The sequence below is a fragment of the Legionella sp. JM-2024 genome (genome assembly GCF_055389095.1).
The window spans coordinates 742,568-763,113 of sequence record NZ_AP039388.1 but is presented as its reverse complement, the minus strand read 5'-3'; the positions used below and the strand labels follow the sequence as shown (position 1 = coordinate 763,113).

The following is a 20,546-nucleotide window of genomic DNA, read 5'->3' as shown; positions in this document are numbered from 1 at the left end:
GAATTTTCCAAGACGTCCTTTGTTTAAACGCAATTAAGGCCAAAATTGTTTACTTCTATAAGGTGAATTAAAAACTCGCCATTACCTTATAAATTACTAAATTGACTCACGCCACTAGCTATCGCGGCTTTCGCTACAGCATCCGGAACCCTCTCTTTAAGACGAGGATCTATAGGCTTTGGAATAATATAGTCAGGTCCAAATTCCCAATTAACAACTCCTGGGTAATTGTCCTTTACTACCTGAGGAACAGGCTCATGCACCAGTTGACGAATAGCTTCAACAGCTGCAATTTGCATGGATTGATTAATGCATTTGGCACGTACATCTAACGCACCACGAAAAATATAAGGAAAACATAATACATTATTAACTTGATTAGGGTAATCACTTCGCCCGGTAGCAATAATTAAATCCTTCCGCACCTTATGTGCCAACTCCGGCTTAATTTCAGGATCAGGATTGGATAAAGCAAAAATCACTGGTCTTGGTGCCATTAAACTCAAAAGACGAGCATTCAATAAATCTGGTCCTGCAACGCCAATAAACACATCAGCATCCACCAGTGCCTCTTCAAGGGAGCGGCAAGAAGTAGTTCTTGCAAAAGCAAATTTATAGGGATTTAAATCTTCTCGACCTGAATGAATAACTCCTTTGGTATCCAAAAGTAGCATGTTTTTTTTATCAGCACCTAACGCAACAAGAAGTCGCATAGAAGCAATTCCTGCAGCACCAGCACCCATGCAAACAATTTTAATATCATTTAACTTCTTTTTCTGTAATTCCAGAGCATTTAACAAGCCAGCAGCTACTACAATCGCAGTACCATGTTGATCGTCGTGAAATACTGGAATATTTAACTGTTCAATTAGTGCTTGCTCTATTTCAAAACATTCGGGTGCTTTGATATCTTCCAGATTAATACCACCAAAAGTTGGGGCAATCCGTTTTGCTGTAGCAATAAAAGCCTGAGGATTATCAGCATCTATCTCTATATCAAAGACATCAAGATCAGCAAACCGTTTAAACAATACCGCTTTGCCCTCCATAACCGGTTTACTTGCCAAGGGACCAAGGTTTCCTAAACCAAGCACTGCCGTGCCATTCGTCATCACCGCAATCAAATTACCTTTATTGGTAAAACGATAAGCATTCTCTGGCGTTTCTGCGATGGCCAATACTGGGGCAGCAACGCCTGGGGTATAAGCCAAAGACAAATCATCTTGGGAATTAGTTGATTTTGTAAGGTGAATACAGAGTTTACCTGGAACAGGAAACTCATGATAATCCAATGCCCGTTGTTTTATTACTTCATTATCCAAAGCGCTTACTCTCTATTTCAGATCACTCGGTAAAAAAATCATATATAAAAACTTGAATTTTTAATAGTCATTTAGAGAAAAGGCACAAAAAATTGTGCCTTTATTAAAAATTCAAAAAAATAACTAAATTATTCTTTCGATTTTGCTTGACCAGAGCGCATATTATATCTGTCACGGAATTTCTGAACACGACCTCCAGTATCAACCAATTTTTGTTTACCTGTATAAAATGGATGACACATTGAACATACTTCAATGTTCAAATCTTTACATAAAGTAGAACGAGTTTCAAAGACTTCACCACAGCTACAAGTGACTTTAACTGTTTGGTAATCGGGATGAACAGATGCTTTCATAATACCACTCTCTTCTAGGTTCAAATAAGTATCGCCACCTGGACCTTATTGCCAAGCACCATACTCTACACAAATGAGTCAAAACAATAGCAGAAATGATCTCATAAAGCAATTTTTTCTCAAGACTCTGGCAAAATCATATTTCAGTATATTTTCGTCTACGTTTTTGTCATTCGATTTATTACTATGATTCTGAGAAAAGCGAAAAATCTCCAGAAAACAAAGACAGACTTTCATTTTCAATAGAAGATATCCTTCACGGAGATTAATCAGACTTGAGAAGAATTCAGGAGGACATGTACTTATTCAGAAAATGGCATTCAATTAATTAGGTTGATTTTATCTTACAAATACCTGGCTATTTACAACTCCAGTTCAACCCAAACCGGCGCATGATCCGAAGGCCTGTCTGCTTTTCTTGGCTCTTTATCAATTTTGGATACTCGACATAAAGCATTTAACTCATGACTCAGCAGTACATGATCGATCCGTAAGCCCCTGTTACGTCGGAACGCTGCAGCCCTGTAATCCCACCAACTAAACGCCTTTTCCTCTTGATTAAAATTGCGGAAACTATCATGCAAACCCAAAGCCAATAGTTTCGTGAATGCTCGTCTTTCTGCAGGACTAACCAACACATTACCTTCCCACTCAGCCGGATCATGTACATCTTTGTCTTCAGGTGCAATATTAAAATCACCTACAACAGCTACTTTAGGGTAAATACTTAATTGATGCTGAATAAAAAGGGTAACTTTCTTTAACCAGTCCAGTTTGTACTGGTACTTGTCTGAACTGAGTTCCCCTCCATTTGGAACATAAAGGTTAATTACCCTTAACCCCTTTATTGTAGCAGCAAGGATACGACGTTGTGGATCCTCCAACTCAGGAATATCTGTCACCATTTCTGTCATAGGATGTCGACTGACAATAGCTACTCCGTTATAGGTTTTCTGACCCGAGAAAACAACTTGATACCCTTTATCAGTGAATAGGGAAACTGGAAAATTTTCATCACTGAGTTTCGTTTCCTGCATGGCAAGCACATCCACCTGAGAAGACTCCAACCATTGCAAAACCTGATCAAAACGCACTTTTAATGAATTAACATTCCAACTAGCGAGTTTAAACACACCAATTCCCCTTGTATTCAATTAATAAAGGAGCGTGATCTGAGAAACGGGCTTCCCGAAAGATCCTGCTGTCAGCAACATAGTCCGTTAGACCTGGAGTAATCACTTGATAATCAATCCGCCACCCCACATTTTTTTCCCAGGCTTTAGCTCTATAGGACCACCATGTGTATTGTTCTTCTTCTTGATTATGTACTCTAAAAGCATCTACAAACCCCATAGCACCAAATAACTCATCCATCCAAGCACGTTCTTCCGGTAAAAACCCCGAATTTTTCTGATTCCCTCGCCAATTTTTTAAATCTATTTTTTTATGGGCGATATTATAGTCACCACAAATAATTAATTCTCTCCCCTCATTTTTTAAATTTATTAAGTGCTTTGCAAATTGGTCTAGAAAATTATATTTCACTTCCTGACGATCATCACCGCTGGTACCAGAGGGTAAATAAAGGGATACAACGCTTAATTCAGGATAATCAAATTGAATATAGCGCCCCTCCTTATCACAATAATCAAATCCCAAACCCTTCACAACACGGTCAGGTTTACGCTTTGAATAAATAGCTACGCCACTATATCCTTTCTTTTCAGCATCAAAATAATCACAAAAATAATCCCGAGGGTAATAAAGATCTTCAGGGATCAATTGATCCACTTGCGATTTCGTTTCCTGAATACAAACAAAATCAGCATCTTGAACCGCAAGCCAATCATAAAACCCGTTACGTGCTGAAGAGCGTATACCATTGGCGTTAAAACTGATTACTTTCATTACTTAGGCTACTCCACTGACATTACTGAATACTTAAATATTAATCTTACCAATCCTATGATTCTTCTAAATATCTGAATAATACTCTCAAGTACATCCTAAGTTCTCGATAGCACGTCATCATTCCAAAACCGCAAAACCATCTCAAACCCTCAGCCCCATTGTCACACGCCCCAGTCTTTCCCCCAATACTTTAGCCAGAGTGATCTCATCCTGACTTACCGGATTATCATTATCACTACCAGCCACATGAGTTACACCATAAGGCGTACCACCAGACTGTGTGCTAGTCAGGACAGGCTCAGTATAAGGAATACCCAATAAAAGCATGCCATGATGCATTAATGGAAACATCATAGAAATCAAGGTGGTCTCCTGTCCTCCATGCATGCTGGCTGAGGAAGAAAACACACAGGCAGGCTTATTTACCAATTCCCCACTCAACCATAAAGAAGAGGTCCCATCCCAAAAATATTTCATGGGAGCAGCCATATTACCAAATCGAGTAGGGCTACCTAAAGCCAAACCATGACAATGCCGCAAATCATCCAAAGTGACATACGTTGCCCCAGAATCTGGAACAGGCTTGTCAACCGCTTCGCAAGTCGTAGAAACGGGAGGTACTGTACGTAACCTGGCTTCGACTCCAGACACACTTTCCACACCACGAGCGATGTATTGCGCTAATTGAGCCGTTGCACCTGTTCGTGAATAGTATAAAACCAAAATATAAGGATTAGACATAACACAGCTCCATAGTGTATGAGGCCTCATAGTCATCGTTTCGGGAAAGGGTCATATGTTTTGCCAAAACAACCTGAGGCTAATATTGTATTAAGCGAGTATATAGCAGAGAAAAAAATGGCGCGAGGATATTTTCTAATTCTTTAAAATCAAAAAGCATTCGCGAATATTCAAAACCCGCAAATACCATAAATTCATTTTATTGAGGTACTATCAAATTTCCTTGAGCAATCAGCTGATTAACAATATCGTGAGAGTTCTGAGTAGCGAAGACAGCTGTTAAATCGACGTCTTGTAATACTATAGTTTGAGCTGGTGCTTCAAAATTTCCAGTGCCTTCAGGATCCACTTTAATTTCAGTATCCCCTTTTTCTGTTGTAGAAACATTCAAATAATTATCCAGACTATTGGCATCTACATGCCCTCCTGACAGCAAGTCAGATAAATTGAGAATACTTGCATCAGATGAACTTCCTACAGGATTAGCCTTAAAATCAGTTATGGTATCAACTGCTCCATCAGCATCATCCCCTTCCAACCAAATAAAAGAATCGATACCTCCACCACCAGTCATCATATCGTTGCCCTGACCTCCAGTCACACTATCATTGCCTTCACCACCTTTGATGATATCATTACCTGCCCCACCATGGATAACATCATTTCCAGTAGAACCATTAAGAATATCATCTCCTTGGCCACCATTAAGCTCAGGATTATTTGCCAGCATTGTAAGGCTTTGGTCATCCAACAATAAATCCTGGACAATATCATCATGCATCACTGTTGTTTTATCATTCGTATCTTCTAGCGGCTGTTGTGAGTCTTGGAAATAGTACACTGGAATATTATGAGTGGTTATGAAATCATTTATAACTGAATCAACTTCACTGGTTACTTCACTCACTGGAGTAGCAGCATCAGGCGACTCCGTTGTAACATCACTCGTCAGTGTCCCTGTGTGATGTTCTAAACCATTCTCTGGAATATTATTATCCCAATTAACAAGGACTGCAGAGAGCTTATCTTCAAAGGAATTGAGCTGTTCAGCAGTAATATCACCATGGGTATAAGCATTAAGAATAGCACCCATGTCTTTGATATAATCTAATGGCAAATAACCAATCAATGCCATTTCTATAGCTTGTGCGTATATACCCTGAGTCACATGCTGGATCTTACTAATAGCCCCGAGAGCATCCTCACCTGGTAAAAGTACTGAAATACTGGTCTGTAAAGCTTTCTGGCTAGTGACCATATAATCGATGAGATCGGTGTTAGCCAGATTAAATACTTCAAGATGATGAGAAATGGATTGCAGGAAATTTTGATCACTAAAATCAGCAACAGTACCATCAGGAAGCTCGAGCAATGCTTTGCCAATCGCTTGAAAAACCAGAAATGAAACGTGTCCTTCATCAGCTGAATAGTGTATGGCAGCCACTTCTGCAAATTGAATTGCTGCAGTCATTACTGCTGCGTTTTGAGCTAATATGTTACTACTTCCAGTAATTGGGTTGAGACTAATAATATCGGTACCCTCTGGTAAACCTAAACGAGCAACCAAGGCAGCATTCGCTTCCTCATAAGTCATACCTGCTTCTAACTGTGCTTGCAAGAGACTGGTTAATGGTGAAATCACTTCTGAACCTACAGGCCCGTAAAGATTAATTTCATAACTTAAACCCGTATCAATATCGAAACCACCTGTTTGAACGGCACGAGCTTCACCAATAGTATATTGACCATCACCATTAACATCTAGTTTGGATAGATCAACAACCCACTCTACATGACCATATTGATCGGTGATACCAAGTCGTTCTCCTTCATCTTCTTGATTATTAGCATTAAGATCGAGATATAAGACAGCCCCAACTATCGTACCATCAATGGTAGCTGTTCCACCGCTTACTACGACTCCAGTCAAATGAGTTTTTCCAGAATCATTTAACGCTGCTCCATTTGACAAAGTAACCTTGAAATACTCTGTAGGTGCTCCACCGGAATAATTCACAGTAATGGTATAAGTATTTGCGACTGGGGTGGATACAGCCACACCAGTGATATTGGTTCCTTTGATAACGATAGTATCAACATTAGTTGCAAAATCAGTAATAGTATCAATTGGAGCTGCAGCAGCCGTGGCTCCACCCTCTCCTTTCAACAAAACAAACTGATCAGCTCCTCCTCCACCTGTCAGTGTATCATTGCCTAATCCACCGATAATAACATCGTCACCTGTGCCACCGACAAGTACATCATTTCCATCATCACCATAAATCCACTCTTTGGCACTAGTACCAGTAAGTGTTTCTGCGCTATATCCACCTATAATCTCTAGTAATACGGAGGTAGTACTTGTTGAATTACTACCATTTGAACCTTCTGTTGCAGTAACACTAGCCGTTATACCATTGATCTGTGCTGTACTAAGTACTGTATTTGATGTCACTCTAATATCATGATCAGGAATAACCGTTGCAGTACCTCCCGTCACTGAAACTGACTGATTAGCATCAATGTCAAACAAAGTCACTCCAGACGGTATATTAGTAAGTGTAATATTACTCAATGTCTCGCTACCATCGATGTCTTTAAGATAAGCTTCTGTCTGCAAGATGTATTGATAAGAACTTGCCTGGTTGATAGTAATGTTATCCCATCTTACAGCAGAATCATTATCAAACGTATACAATCCAATAGTATTTAAGGCTGGGGCAGAAGTTCCGGCACCGCTCACACTGCCGTATATATAGTCCAGATTTGCGGTAACACTTGGATTGGATATATCCTGTGCAGCAACTGAAATGCCATTATTGGTGACTGTAATATCCACATTAAACCAGTCATCCGCATTAAATGTGGTACGAGCTAAATCTACAGGAGTGCCATTAACGATTTGAACTATAGACAACTCATGGTACTGTCCTGGGTAACTTTCGAATTGAGGACCTCCAGGAGCATAATCAGCGCTAGGATTTTCCCAACGCACTAAATAATAATTATTAGCGTCAACATAACCAAACACGATTCCCAATCCATTCGCTTGAGCGGAATTGGCATCACCGTAGAGGTCAGCTGAAATCACATAATTCGTCAGGGCACGTTCCGCTGCGGTTAACTGATTAGAATTGAGTATAAGTAACCCTTGAGCGTCATCTGCAACACCACTATTATTATAAGTAATTGTTCCACTAGTTTTAGTCCATCTACTATTAAAATTAGAAACCTCATTAGAATTACTACCAGTTTGACCAGCCCAAGCTACATTATTAAACAGAGTAGCTTCACTAGAACCTTTTCCAGTACCTCCTTGTATTTCAGCGAAGGTATTATTAAATAAGGCTACTTTAGTCCAGTTATTAAGGTTATTTTCATTATTATTATCAGCAAAAGTCGCATTAACAACCGAAGCCCCGGCTACGATCGATGGCAAGCTCATGTGTGCATACACCACTGGTGCATCAGCTACTGCTGTAACATTAATAGAAAATGTATCCACATCTGTCTTTGCACCGCCTGTACCTGTATTACCGTTATCATTGGTAGTCATTGTTAAAGTAGCATTACCGCTGAAATCAGTATTTGGTACATAACTAACCGTTGATCCTAATGTTGAATTAATTTCTGCAACTGTGCCTGTCAAAGTAATCGTTCCAGTACCATTGCCTGCAATCACTGCACTTCCGCCACTAACATTCAAAACACCATTGGTTACTTGAAGAGTGACTGTCATATCATTATTTCCAGAATCCGCATCAGAAATACTAAGACCAGTAATTGCTTTTGCTGTGTCTTCAGTAGTCGTTTGAGTGCCTGGTACGGTATTCACTGGAGCATCATTAACTCCATTATCAACATTCAGTGTCACCTGAGCAACATTAGAAATACCCCCTTGAGGATCTTGAATTTGATAATCAAAAGTGATTGGTCCATTATATCCAGAAGGAATATTGCTTATGACCACATGCCCATTTCCATCCAGACTAACTGTCCCGACACTCGCATTACTCACATTATTGATAGTTAATGAGGCATGAGCACTATCAATATCAAAATCATTTGCCAAAATGTCTGCTATATCAATTACAATAATATCATTGCGAACTAAAGCTCCATTACCACTACCATCCTCTATTCCTAGTGGATTATATGTTCCAGAACCCTTCCTTAGTTCAGGTTCAAGCACAAATTCACCGCCTTGATCCCAATAAATTATTTCTATTGAATGCAAGCCGGACTCAGATATAGTAAATGAGGGATGCGTTGTTGTTGTAGGTGATTGATTAGCATTAACCTCCGCTACCACCACCCCATCTATTCTTATCGAATAACCATCATCTGCATGTACTCGGAAATTATAAGTTCCAGCTGATAACTCTATAGAGCTTTCAAAATGGACAATGGCATCCCCTGTTGAAATCGGCGTACCAATACGTTCTAATGAACTACCATCACTACCCAACCAATCTTTTAAATTGTCATCTGTAGGGCCGTTATAAAAACCCAGATTTCCAGTACTCAAATTATAATCAACAACCGTTGAAACAAACGTAGCATTTGGATTGTGAGTATTTATAAAATTCTCAACTTGAGAAACATTACTTAAATTAGGTCCATCTGTTCCTTCTATATAATTATAGAATTTAGCAAGCATTCCATTGATAGTTTGGTCAGCTATTGAAATATCAAATGTGTCATCAATAGCAACTGGAGGATCATTGACTGGAGTCACATTAATAGTCATCGTATTAGGACTTTGATCCAAATCAACTCCACCATTGGCTGTACCGCCTGTATCTTGAACCTGGAAAGTAAAGTTGGCGTAATTGCTGCCATTAGCATTTTCTGCTGGGGTAAATACTAGTTTGCCCGCATTAATATCTGCTACGGATATCAATTGTCCCGCTGTCACAACAACCCCATCATTCGTCAAAGTACCGTTCGTTGGTAAAGTCGTTATCTTAACTGCTGTCATACTGTTCATAGGACTGTCATTAGGATCAGTAAATCCAAAATCAGCCGCTGTAAAAGCTCGTCCAGTATCTTCCAACGTCGTAACCGTGTTGTTAGTGCCGGCAGGTGCATCGTTCACTGGAGTCACATTAATCGTCATTGTATTAGGACTTTGATCCAAATCCACTCCGCCATTGGCTGTACCTCCTGTATCCTGGACTTGAAAGGTAAAGTTGGCATAATTGGTTCCATTAGCATTCGCAGCAGGAGTAAATACAAGTAAACCACTGTTAATGTTCGCTACCGATATCACTTGACCCGCAGTCACCGCAACCCCATTCAGTGTCAAACTGCCATTCGTTGGTAAAGTCGTTATCTTGACAGCTGTCAAACTGTTCGCAGGACTATCGTTCGGATCGGTAAAACCAAAATCAGCCGCTGTAAAAGCTCGTCCAGTATCTTCCAACGTCGTAACCGTGTTGTTAGTACCAGCAGGTGCGTCATTGACTGAATTGACCGTAATCGTCAGCGTCGAGGTATCCCCGCTGCTGCCATCAGTCATCGTGTAAGTGGCCACAGGAACCGGGCCATTGTAATTGGCCGCAGGGATGAAGGTGTAAGCCCCGTTGGCTTCAATCTTCAACGTGCCCACGCCCGCAATCGTGGCCGTATCACCGGCCGTATAAGTCGTGCCGTCCCCGGCTATGGTGAAGCTTGTCACCGTCACCGGACCGTCCACGCTGCTTGTGCCTGCCAGCACGCTGCCTGCCAAAGTCGTGTCTTCATTGACAGACACCACTTCATTGGCATCGCTAAACGCATCGTCCACCGGATTGACCGTAATCGTCAGCGTCGAGGTATCCCCGCTGCTGCCATCGGTCATCGTGTAAGTGGCCACAGGAACCGGGCCATTGTAATTGGCCGCAGGGATGAAGGTGTATGCCCCGTTGGCTTCGATCTTCAACGTGCCCACGCCCGCAATCGTGGCCGTATCACCGGCCGTATAAGTCGTGCCGTCCCCGGCTATGGTAAAACTTGTCACCGTCACCGGACCGTCCACGCTGCTTGTGCCTGCCAGCACGCTGCCTGCCAAAGTCGTGTCTTCATTGACAGACACCACTTCATTGGCATCGCTAAACGCATCGTCCACCGGATTGACCGTAATCGTCAGCGTCGAGGTATCGCCGCTGCTGCCATCGGTCATCGTGTAAGTGGCCACAGGAACCGGGCCATTGTAATTGGCCGCCGGGATGAAGGTGTATGCCCCGTTGGCTTCGATCTTCAACGTGCCCACGCCCGCAATCGTGGCCGTATCACCGGCCGTATAAGTCGTGCCGTCCCCGGCTATGGTAAAGCTCGTCACCGTCACCGGACCGTCCACGCTGCTTGTGCCTGCCAGCACGCTGCCTGCCAAAGTCGTGTCTTCATCAACAGACACCACTTCATTGGCATCGCTAAACGCATCGTCCACCGGATTGACCGTAATCGTCAGCGTCGAGGTATCGCCGCTGCTGCCATCGGTCATCGTGTAAGTGGCCACAGGAACCGCACCATTGTAATTGGCCGCAGGGATGAAGGTGTATGCCCCGTTGGCTTCAATCTTCAACGTGCCCACGCCCGCAATCGTGGCCGTATCACCGGCCGTATAAGTCGTGCCGTCCCCGGCTATGGTAAAGCTCGTCACCGTCACCGGACCGTCCACGCTGCTTGTGCCTGCCAGCACGCTGCCTGCCAAAGTCGTGTCTTCATCAACAGACACCACTTCATTGGCATCGCTAAACGCATCGTCCACCGGATTGACCGTAATCGTCAGCGTCGAGGTATCGCCGCTGCTGCCATCGGTCATCGTGTAAGTGGCCACAGGAACCGGGCCATTGTAATTGGCCGCCGGGATGAAGGTGTAAGCCCCGTTGGCTTCAATCTTCAACGTGCCCACGCCCGCAATCGTGGCCGTGTCTCCGGCCGTATAAGTCGTGCCGTCCCCGGCTATGGTGAAGCTTGTCACCGTCACCGGACCGTCCACGCTGCTTGTGCCTGCCAGCACGCTGCCTGCCAAAGTCGTGTCTTCATCAACAGACACCACTTCATTGGCATCGCTAAACGCATCGTCCACCGGATTGACCGTAATCGTCAGCGTCGAGGTATCCCCGCTGCTGCCATCGGTCATCGTGTAAGTGGCCACAGGAACCGGGCCATTGTAATTGGCCGCAGGGATGAAGGTGTATACCCCGTTGGCTTCGATCTTCAACGTGCCCACGCCCGCAATCGTGGCCGTATCACCGGCCGTATAAGTCGTGCCGTCCCCGGCTATGGTAAAGCTCGTCACCGTCACCGGACCGTCCACGCTGCTTGTGCCTGCCAGCACGCTGCCTGCCAAAGTCGTGTCTTCATTGACAGACACCACTTCATTGGCATCGCTAAACGCATCGTCCACCGGATTGACCGTAATCGTCAGCGTCGAGGTATCGCCGCTGCTGCCATCGGTCATCGTGTAAGTGGCCACAGGAACCGGACCATTGTAATTGGCCGCAGGGATGAAGGTGTAAGCCCCGTTGGCTTCGATCTTCAACGTGCCCACGCCCGCAATCGTGGCCGTATCACCGGCCGTATAAGTCGTGCCGTCCCCGGCTATGGTAAAGCTCGTCACCGTCACCGGACCGTCCACGCTGCTTGTGCCTGCCAGCACGCTGCCTGCCAAAGTCGTGTCTTCATCAACAGACACCACTTCATTGGCATCGCTAAACGCATCGTCCACCGGATTGACCGTAATCGTCAGCGTCGAGGTATCCCCGCTGCTGCCATCGGTCATCGTGTAAGTGGCCACAGGAACCGCACCATTGTAATTGGCCGCAGGGATGAAGGTGTATGCCCCGTTGGCTTCAATCTTCAACGTGCCCACGCCCGCAATCGTGGCCGTATCACCGGCCGTATAAGTCGTGCCGTCCCCGGCTATGGTAAAGCTTGTCACCGTCACCGGACCGTCCACGCTGCTTGTGCCTGCCAGCACGCTGCCTGCCAAAGTCGTGTCTTCATCAACAGACACCACTTCATTGGCATCGCTAAACGCATCGTCCACCGGATTGACCGTAATCGTCAGCGTCGAGGTATCCCCGCTGCTGCCATCGGTCATCGTGTAAGTGGCCACAGGAACCGGGCCATTGTAATTGGCCGCAGGGATGAAGGTGTAAGCCCCGTTGGCTTCGATCTTCAACGTGCCCACGCCCGCAATCGTGGCCGTGTCTCCGGCCGTATAAGTTGTGCCGTCCCCGGCTATGGTAAAGCTCGTCACCGTCACCGGACCGTCCACGCTGCTTGTGCCTGCCAGCACGCTGCCTGCCAAAGTCGTGTCTTCATTGACAGACACCACTTCATTGGCATCGCTAAACGCATCGTCCACCGGATTGACCGTAATCGTCAGCGTCGAGGTATCCCCGCTGCTGCCATCGGTCATCGTGTAAGTGGCCACAGGAACCGCACCATTGTAATTGGCCGCCGGGATGAAGGTGTAAGCCCCGTTGGCTTCGATCTTCAACGTGCCCACGCCCGCAATCGTGGCCGTGTCTCCGGCCGTATAAGTCGTGCCGTCCCCGGCTATGGTGAAGCTTGTCACCGTCACCGGACCGTCCACGCTGCTTGTGCCTGCCAGCACGCTGCCTGCCAAAGTCGTGTCTTCATCAACAGACACCACTTCATTGGCATCGCTAAACGCATCGTCCACCGGATTGACCGTAATCGTCAGCGTCGAGGTATCGCCGCTGCTGCCATCGGTCATCGTGTAAGTGGCCACAGGAACCGGGCCATTGTAATTGGCCGCCGGGATGAAGGTGTAAGCCCCGTTGGCTTCAATCTTCAACGTGCCCACGCCCGCAATCGTGGCCGTGTCTCCGGCCGTATAAGTCGTGCCGTCCCCGGCTATGGTGAAGCTTGTCACCGTCACCGGACCGTCCACGCTGCTTGTGCCTGCCAGCACGCTGCCTGCCAAAGTCGTGTCTTCATTGACAGACACCACTTCATTGGCATCGCTAAACGCATCGTCCACCGGATTGACCGTAATCGTCAGCGTCGAGGTATCCCCGCTGCTGCCATCGGTCATCGTGTAAGTGGCCACAGGAACCGCACCATTGTAATTGGCCGCCGGGATGAAGGTGTAAGCCCCGTTGGCTTCGATCTTCAACGTGCCCACGCCCGCAATCGTGGCCGTATCACCGGCCGTATAAGTCGTGCCGTCCCCGGCTATGGTGAAGCTTGTCACCGTCACCGGACCGTCCACGCTGCTTGTGCCTGCCAGCACACTGCCTGCCAAAGTCGTGTCTTCATCAACAGACACCACTTCATTGGCATCGCTAAACGCATCGTCCACCGGATTGACCGTAATCGTCAGCGTCGAGGTATCCCCGCTGCTGCCATCAGTCATCGTGTAAGTGGCCACAGGAACCGGACCATTGTAATTGGCCGCAGGGATGAAGGTGTAAGCCCCGTTGGCTTCGATCTTCAACGTGCCCACGCCCGCAATCGTGGCCGTATCACCGGCCGTATAAGTCGTGCCGTCCCCGGCTATGGTGAAGCTCGTCACCGTCACCGGACCGTCCACGCTGCTTGTGCCTGCCAGCACACTGCCTGCCAAAGTCGTGTCTTCATCAACAGACACCACTTCATTGGCATCGCTAAACGCGTCATCCACCGGATTGACCGTAATCGTCAGCGTCGAGGTATCCCCGCTGCTGCCATCGGTCATCGTGTAAGTGGCCACAGGAACCGCACCATTGTAATTGGCCGCAGGGATGAAGGTGTAAGCCCCGTTGGCTTCGATCTTCAACGTACCCACGCCCGCAATCGTGGCCGTATCACCGGCCGTATAAGTCGTGCCGTCCCCGGCTATGGTAAAGCTCGTCACCGTCACCGGACCGTCCACGCTGCTTGTGCCTGCCAGCACACTGCCTGCCAAAGTCGTGTCTTCATTGACAGACACCACTTCATTGGCATCGCTAAACGCATCGTCCACCGGATTGACCGTAATCGTCAGCGTCGAGGTATCCCCGCTGCTGCCATCGGTCATCGTGTAAGTGGCCACAGGAACCGGACCATTGTAATTGGCCGCAGGGATGAAGGTGTATGCCCCGTTGGCTTCAATCTTCAACGTGCCCACGCCCGCAATCGTGGCCGTGTCTCCGGCCGTATAAGTCGTGCCGTCCCCGGCTATGGTGAAGCTTGTCACCGTCACCGGACCGTCCACGCTGCTTGTGCCTGCCAGCACGCTGCCTGCCAAAGTCGTGTCTTCATCAACAGACACCACTTCATTGGCATCGCTAAACGCATCGTCCACCGGATTGACCGTAATCGTCAGCGTCGAGGTATCGCCGCTGCTGCCATCGGTCATCGTGTAAGTGGCCACAGGAACCGGGCCATTGTAATTGGCCGCCGGGATGAAGGTGTAAGCCCCGTTGGCTTCAATCTTCAACGTGCCCACGCCCGCAATCGTGGCCGTGTCTCCGGCCGTATAAGTCGTGCCGTCCCCGGCTATGGTGAAGCTTGTCACCGTCACCGGACCGTCCACGCTGCTTGTGCCTGCCAGCACGCTGCCTGCCAAAGTCGTGTCTTCATCAACAGACACCACTTCATTGGCATCGCTAAACGCATCGTCCACCGGATTGACCGTAATCGTCAGCGTCGAGGTATCCCCGCTGCTGCCATCGGTCATCGTGTAAGTGGCCACAGGAACCGCACCATTGTAATTGGCCGCAGGGATGAAGGTGTAAGCCCCGTTGGCTTCGATCTTCAACGTGCCCACGCCCGCAATCGTGGCCGTATCACCGGCCGTATAAGTCGTGCCGTCCCCGGCTATGGTAAAGCTCGTCACCGTCACCGGACCATCCACGCTGCTTGTGCCTGCCAGCACACTGCCTGCCAAAGTCGTGTCTTCATCAACAGACACCGCTTCATTGGCATCGCTAAACGCGTCATCCACCGGATTGACCGTAATCGTCAGCGTCGAGGTATCCCCGCTGCTGCCATCAGTCATCGTGTAAGTGGCCACAGGAACCGGACCATTGTAATTGGCCGCAGGGATGAAGGTGTAAGCCCCGTTGGCTTCGATCTTCAACGTGCCCACGCCCGCAATCGTGGCCGTATCACCGGCCGTATAAGTCGTGCCGTCCCCGGCTATGGTAAAGCTCGTCACCGTCACCGGACCGTCCACGCTGCTTGTGCCTGCCAGCACACTGCCTGCCAAAGTCGTGTCTTCATCAACAGACACCACTTCATTGGCATCGCTAAACGCGTCATCCACCGGATTGACCGTAATCGTCAGCGTCGAGGTATCCCCGCTGCTGCCATCGGTCATCGTGTAAGTGGCCACAGGAACCGGGCCGTTGTAATTGGCCGCAGGGATGAAAGTGTATTCCCCGTTGGCTTCGATCTTCAACGTGCCCACGCCCGCAATCGTGGCCGTGTCTCCGGCCGTATAAGTCGTGCCGTCCCCGGCTATGGTGAAGCTTGTCACCGTCACCGGACCGTCCACGCTGCTTGTGCCTGCCAGCACGCTGCCTGCCAAAGTCGTGTCTTCATCAACAGACACCACTTCATTGGCATCGCTAAACGCATCGTCCACCGGATTGACCGTAATCGTCAGCGTCGAGGTATCCCCGCTGCTGCCATCGGTCATCGTGTAAGTGGCCACAGGAACCGCACCATTGTAATTGGCCGCAGGGATGAAGGTGTATGCCCCGTTGGCTTCAATCTTCAACGTGCCCACGCCCGCAATCGTGGCCGTGTCTCCGGCCGTATAAGTCGTGCCGTCCCCGGCTATGGTGAAGCTTGTCACCGTCACCGGACCGTCCACGCTGCTTGTGCCTGCCAGCACGCTGCCTGCCAAAGTCGTGTCTTCATCAACAGACACCACTTCATTGGCATCGCTAAACGCATCGTCCACCGGATTGACCGTAATCGTCAGCGTCGAGGTATCCCCGCTGCTGCCATCGGTCATCGTGTAAGTGGCCACAGGAACCGCACCATTGTAATTGGCCGCAGGGATGAAGGTGTAAGCCCCGTTGGCTTCGATCTTCAACGTGCCCACGCCCGCAATCGTGGCCGTATCACCGGCCGTATAAGTCGTGCCGTCCCCGGCTATGGTAAAGCTCGTCACCGTCACCGGACCGTCCACGCTGCTTGTGCCTGCCAGCACGCTGCCTGCCAAAGTCGTGTCTTCATCAACAGACACCACTTCATTGGCATCGCTAAACGCATCGTCCACCGGATTGACCGTAATCGTCAGCGTCGAGGTATCCCCGCTGCTGCCATCGGTCATCGTGTAAGTGGCCACAGGAACCGGACCATTGTAATTGGCCGCAGGGATGAAGGTGTATGCCCCGTTGGCTTCAATCTTCAACGTGCCCACGCCCGCAATCGTGGCCGTGTCTCCGGCCGTATAAGTCGTGCCGTCCCCGGCTATGGTGAAGCTTGTCACCGTCACCGGACCGTCCACGCTGCTTGTGCCTGCCAGCACGCTGCCTGCCAAAGTCGTGTCTTCATCAACAGACACCACTTCATTGGCATCGCTAAACGCATCGTCCACCGGTGTAACGTTGATTGTGAGGGTTGAGCGATCTGTACCACCAGCATCATCAGACATAGTGTACGTTACAACAGGAACTGGCCCATTAAAATTAGTCACTGGAACAAAAGTATAACTACCATCATCCATGATCTCTATTGAACCAACACCTGCAATTAAGACCTTTTCACCAGCATTATAAGTCTTTGTATCGCCATCTATAGTAAATTGAGTAACCGTTAAGTCACTTCCTTCAGGATCACTGTCATTAATTAAAAGATTACCTGTAACTTGAGTATCTTCATCTATAGTCTTAGTATCAGCTTCAGCTTTCGGCCAATCGTTTGTGCCCCGTATAGTGATCGTAACTAATTCCTTGTTACCATCAGTTGTTGTAGCTATAAAAGTTCTAACAAGTACTTCGCCCGCTTTTAAAGCATCAACTGCAGCATTATCATGTAGTGTGTAAGTCCAATCACCATTTGCTTTCAGTGCAAAAGTACCCAAAGCGCCAGTTGTATTTTGAGGATTAAATCCAGCTGAACCTGCTAAAGATCCACCAACTTGAGGAACACCTGCAATTGGGGTAGCTGTGCTACCACCCGGCTCAATAACGGTTCCTTGAGCTGTAATAGTAATTGCAGGAGGCGGTGTAATAGTTGGTTCTGTAATAGTAGGTTCACTTATCGTAGGAATTGAGGGTTCTGTTTCAGGAACAAACCAAAACAATTGAAGATTTTCCGTTACATAATTTGAACTGACAGGACTGGTTTCAAAACCAGAAGCTACATAACCGGAAAGATATCGCGGATCAAGAACAAATGCCTCTCCCCCTGAGCTAATTGTTCCTATGCCAGCTGCGGCCGACCCAAGAACATCAAGTATTATAGATGGATCTATGCCTTTCGCCAAAGCTTCTTTGACGAGCTCTTCATTTATATCCTCCAGACCACTCTTGAGTGCTGGTGAAATGCCATCCAGTTTGACGGATTTGTCCAAAGCTAAGGCTTCTGGAAATCCTTTAATAAATTGTATATATGCTTCGCCGCTTAATAGAGTTAATATATCACCTTCGTGCAAATGGGCACCTGATTTTACTAACTTAGCCTCTCCCTGAGAATTTACTTTTTCTAATAATCCATTGACGGCTCGGACTACACCGATAACAGATTCTACTAACATGGACCATCCTTAAAATTTACTATTATTCATTTTAAGCTTAGTTCATGGAGCATAGTGTTGAGAGGTTTAAATGTAACAAACATGTAAATATTTGAATCAGATCGATATAGTTTATCTTGTTTTTATAGGCTTTTTTGTTTTAACGGTTTTGATATATAGCATTGAGGAGAATAGTATGGGTAGAGTAGTTTATTAATAATTTCAAATTACCTTTCATTAAGTTATTTTGGTTCTGTGGATCATTATTTTTATTCGGCAGATTAACCGATCATGCTTTACTTTATTTGTATTCGGTACTTTCCCAGCTTGCGCTGGAGTGCCACCTTCATATAGGTAAATTTAGCCCACATTTTGCGCATCCCCATTAAATAATGATATCCTCTCTGCTATGTGTGTTGTCATGAGCAGATTTATATTTGCTCAAAAACTTGACAAAACGCATGGCAGAAAGAAATATCAACTCACTCATGGGCGAATATTTGATAATCCCAGCCCGGTTTCCACCGATGTGTCTATTTCTTTCTTAGATGAAGCAACTACCGAAAATGAGTTCCTTACCCGTTGCAACAGCATATCCTTAATACGGTTTTTTTCCTCTATTGATTCAAGACGGCTAAGTGGAGTTTCGCCTTCCTCATTTTCAACATCCATAGAAGCACCATGTTCAAGAAGAAATGGAACACTGGTTAACCCGGATGAATCGCTGCAAAGTGAATGCAGGACAGTATTTCCACGATTATTTTTATGTTTCACATTAGCACCATTTTTTACAAGAATCTCTATAATTTCATGATGATTACGTAATGCAGCTGCCAAAAGCGGTGTCATTCCATAGCTATCCGCCTCATTAATTTTCTTCTTATGTTCCGGATCTTTAAGTAGCGTTTTTACCAAAGAAGTATATCCTTTACCAGAAGCCTGATGCAGCAGACTCTGATCCCCCTTCCTCTGAACAAGGGTATTGATATCAGCCCCACGCTTCAAAATCAAGTCTACCATTGCGGGCAATTCATTATTGAAAGCAACAGATAAAATTGATTTATTATCGGTAACTTTGTCTATATTTATTCCATATGATAAGAGAAGTTCTAATGCATCAGTCTTATTATATAGAACTGCTTGACGTGATGCATATTCACCCAGACTTTCTTCCCCATAATTGATTTGATGAACACCAAGTTTCAGTAAAGATTCAAGAGTTTCAATATCGCCCTTCTTCGCTGCTATTATAAAGGTTTCGTTTTGATTCTTTAGCTCTGTCGTATTTGGTTTAGCTTCTTTTTTTTGTTTGTGAATAAGCGCTTCCCGCTCTGACCCTTTTTCGCTAGTTCGAAAAAAAAGCTGTTGCATAAATTTTAGCATAATTAAATGATCCTTGATAATAAGGTAATGTGTTGACCAGGGCAAGATCATGCCATGATATGTTGAGACCACAATGATATCACATCGATCATATTAATCAAAATATAATCACATTATCGCCTAAATAAATAAGCAACGTCACTCTTTTACTGATAATTGTGTATAATCCCCTAAGCGCAGCAGTCCACTTCATTGCTTCACGTTCCCTAAGAACATGAGATCAAGCTTGTATGTCTGTTGTACTTTAAAATTCCCCGAAAACCCAATAGGTTAAAATCTGCCATCCAGGGTTTATTGTCCAGTCTAGAATCAAGGATCGGACAAAAACACAAACGGTTTAAGGATGAACTATGCAAGGAGTGCTTGTGAAACAACATAAAACTGTTATATCCACTATATCAGTGGCTACTTTAGAACTAATGTCTGCTCAAATCTGGTCAGGCACTATGGGCCCTACTACACCAATCAGAGACTGGTTATGGGTAGGTTCTGTCAGTGGAGGGCCGGTCTGGGAAAGTGTCAATAAGACACAAACATTTTATATTGATCCGGAGGTTGAGAGGACCTATGTAGCAAGAAAATCGACGGATGTACTGGCATCTGGAGAAATTTTTCTTGGCCTGCAAAAAACTTTACCTCACCAGTGGCTAGGCCAGTTAGGGTTGGCAGCCGCTACCACAGGGGATGCCCGATTGCAAGGGTATATTTGGGATGACGCCGATCCTCAATTTAATAATTATAGCTATCAATACAGAGTAAGACACAGTCATGTTGCCGTAAAAGGAAAACTGCTACTTGACAAGGGCTACTGGTTTTTACCCTGGATAAGTGGAAGCCTTGGTGTAGGTTTTAACCGAGCTCACGACTATACCAATACACCCCTGATCTTCGAGGCGCTCCCCAACGCTAATTTCACTGATCACACGAAAAGTGCCTTTTCCTACACGCTGGGTACAGGAATTCAAAAACCCATAAACGAACACTGGCAGATCGGTACTGGCTATGAATTTGCAAACTGGGGCAAGAGCGAGTTAAGCCGTGCTCCTGACCAAACTCTGAATTCAGGCCTGCATCTTAACCACCTCTACACAAGCGGGGTAATGTTGAATCTCACTTATATCGCTTAAGGATACTGATATGCAAAATAAAAACTCAAACTTTCTC

The 20,546-nt window shown here is 46.3% G+C and carries 8 protein-coding genes; 1 reads left to right on the top strand and 7 read right to left on the bottom strand.

All coding sequences use genetic code 11. The features are described 5' to 3' along the window. Window positions 1–86 precede the first annotated feature (86 nt). The 7 genes from ACZ5EK_RS03405 to ACZ5EK_RS03375 form a co-directional block, all read right to left on the bottom strand. The gene (locus ACZ5EK_RS03405; RefSeq protein ID WP_464431397.1) at window positions 87–1,322 is read right to left on the bottom strand and encodes a malic enzyme-like NAD(P)-binding protein; all 1,236 of its coding nucleotides are present in this window, start codon (window positions 1,320–1,322) and stop codon (window positions 87–89) included. Window positions 1,323–1,450: 128 nt separating this feature from the next. Then, window positions 1,451–1,678, bottom strand: coding sequence for a 50S ribosomal protein L31 (gene rpmE, locus ACZ5EK_RS03400; protein ID WP_464426531.1), 228 nt, complete (start codon window positions 1,676–1,678; stop codon window positions 1,451–1,453). A gap of 362 nt (window positions 1,679–2,040) precedes the next feature. Then, a complete protein-coding gene (gene xth, locus ACZ5EK_RS03395) occupies window positions 2,041–2,811 on the bottom strand; it encodes an exodeoxyribonuclease III (RefSeq protein WP_464431395.1) in 771 nt (256 codons plus the stop codon). Continuing rightward, window positions 2,804–3,586 (bottom strand): exodeoxyribonuclease III, encoded by a 783-nt coding sequence (locus ACZ5EK_RS03390; protein ID WP_464426529.1) that lies wholly within the window; start codon window positions 3,584–3,586, stop codon window positions 2,804–2,806. Before ACZ5EK_RS03390 ends, xth begins: the two co-directional genes overlap by 8 nt. Before the next feature lie 144 nt (window positions 3,587–3,730). Further along, complete coding sequence (gene wrbA / locus ACZ5EK_RS03385; protein ID WP_464431394.1) at window positions 3,731–4,330, bottom strand: NAD(P)H:quinone oxidoreductase; 600 nt, start codon at window positions 4,328–4,330, stop codon at window positions 3,731–3,733. 199 nt (window positions 4,331–4,529) lie between these two features. Beyond that, the gene (locus ACZ5EK_RS03380) at window positions 4,530–18,020 is read right to left on the bottom strand and encodes a tandem-95 repeat protein (RefSeq protein WP_464431393.1); all 13,491 of its coding nucleotides are present in this window, start codon (window positions 18,018–18,020) and stop codon (window positions 4,530–4,532) included. 465 nt (window positions 18,021–18,485) lie between these two features. Further along, window positions 18,486–19,382, bottom strand: a complete 897-nt coding sequence (locus ACZ5EK_RS03375) for an ankyrin repeat domain-containing protein (protein ID WP_464431392.1) — start codon at window positions 19,380–19,382, stop codon at window positions 18,486–18,488. A 419-nt stretch (window positions 19,383–19,801) separates the two neighbouring features. Here ACZ5EK_RS03375 and ACZ5EK_RS03370 point away from each other — a divergent pair, with 419 nt between their 5' ends. Beyond that, complete coding sequence (locus ACZ5EK_RS03370) at window positions 19,802–20,509, top strand: outer membrane protein (RefSeq protein ID WP_464432446.1); 708 nt, start codon at window positions 19,802–19,804, stop codon at window positions 20,507–20,509. Window positions 20,510–20,546 lie beyond the last annotated feature (37 nt).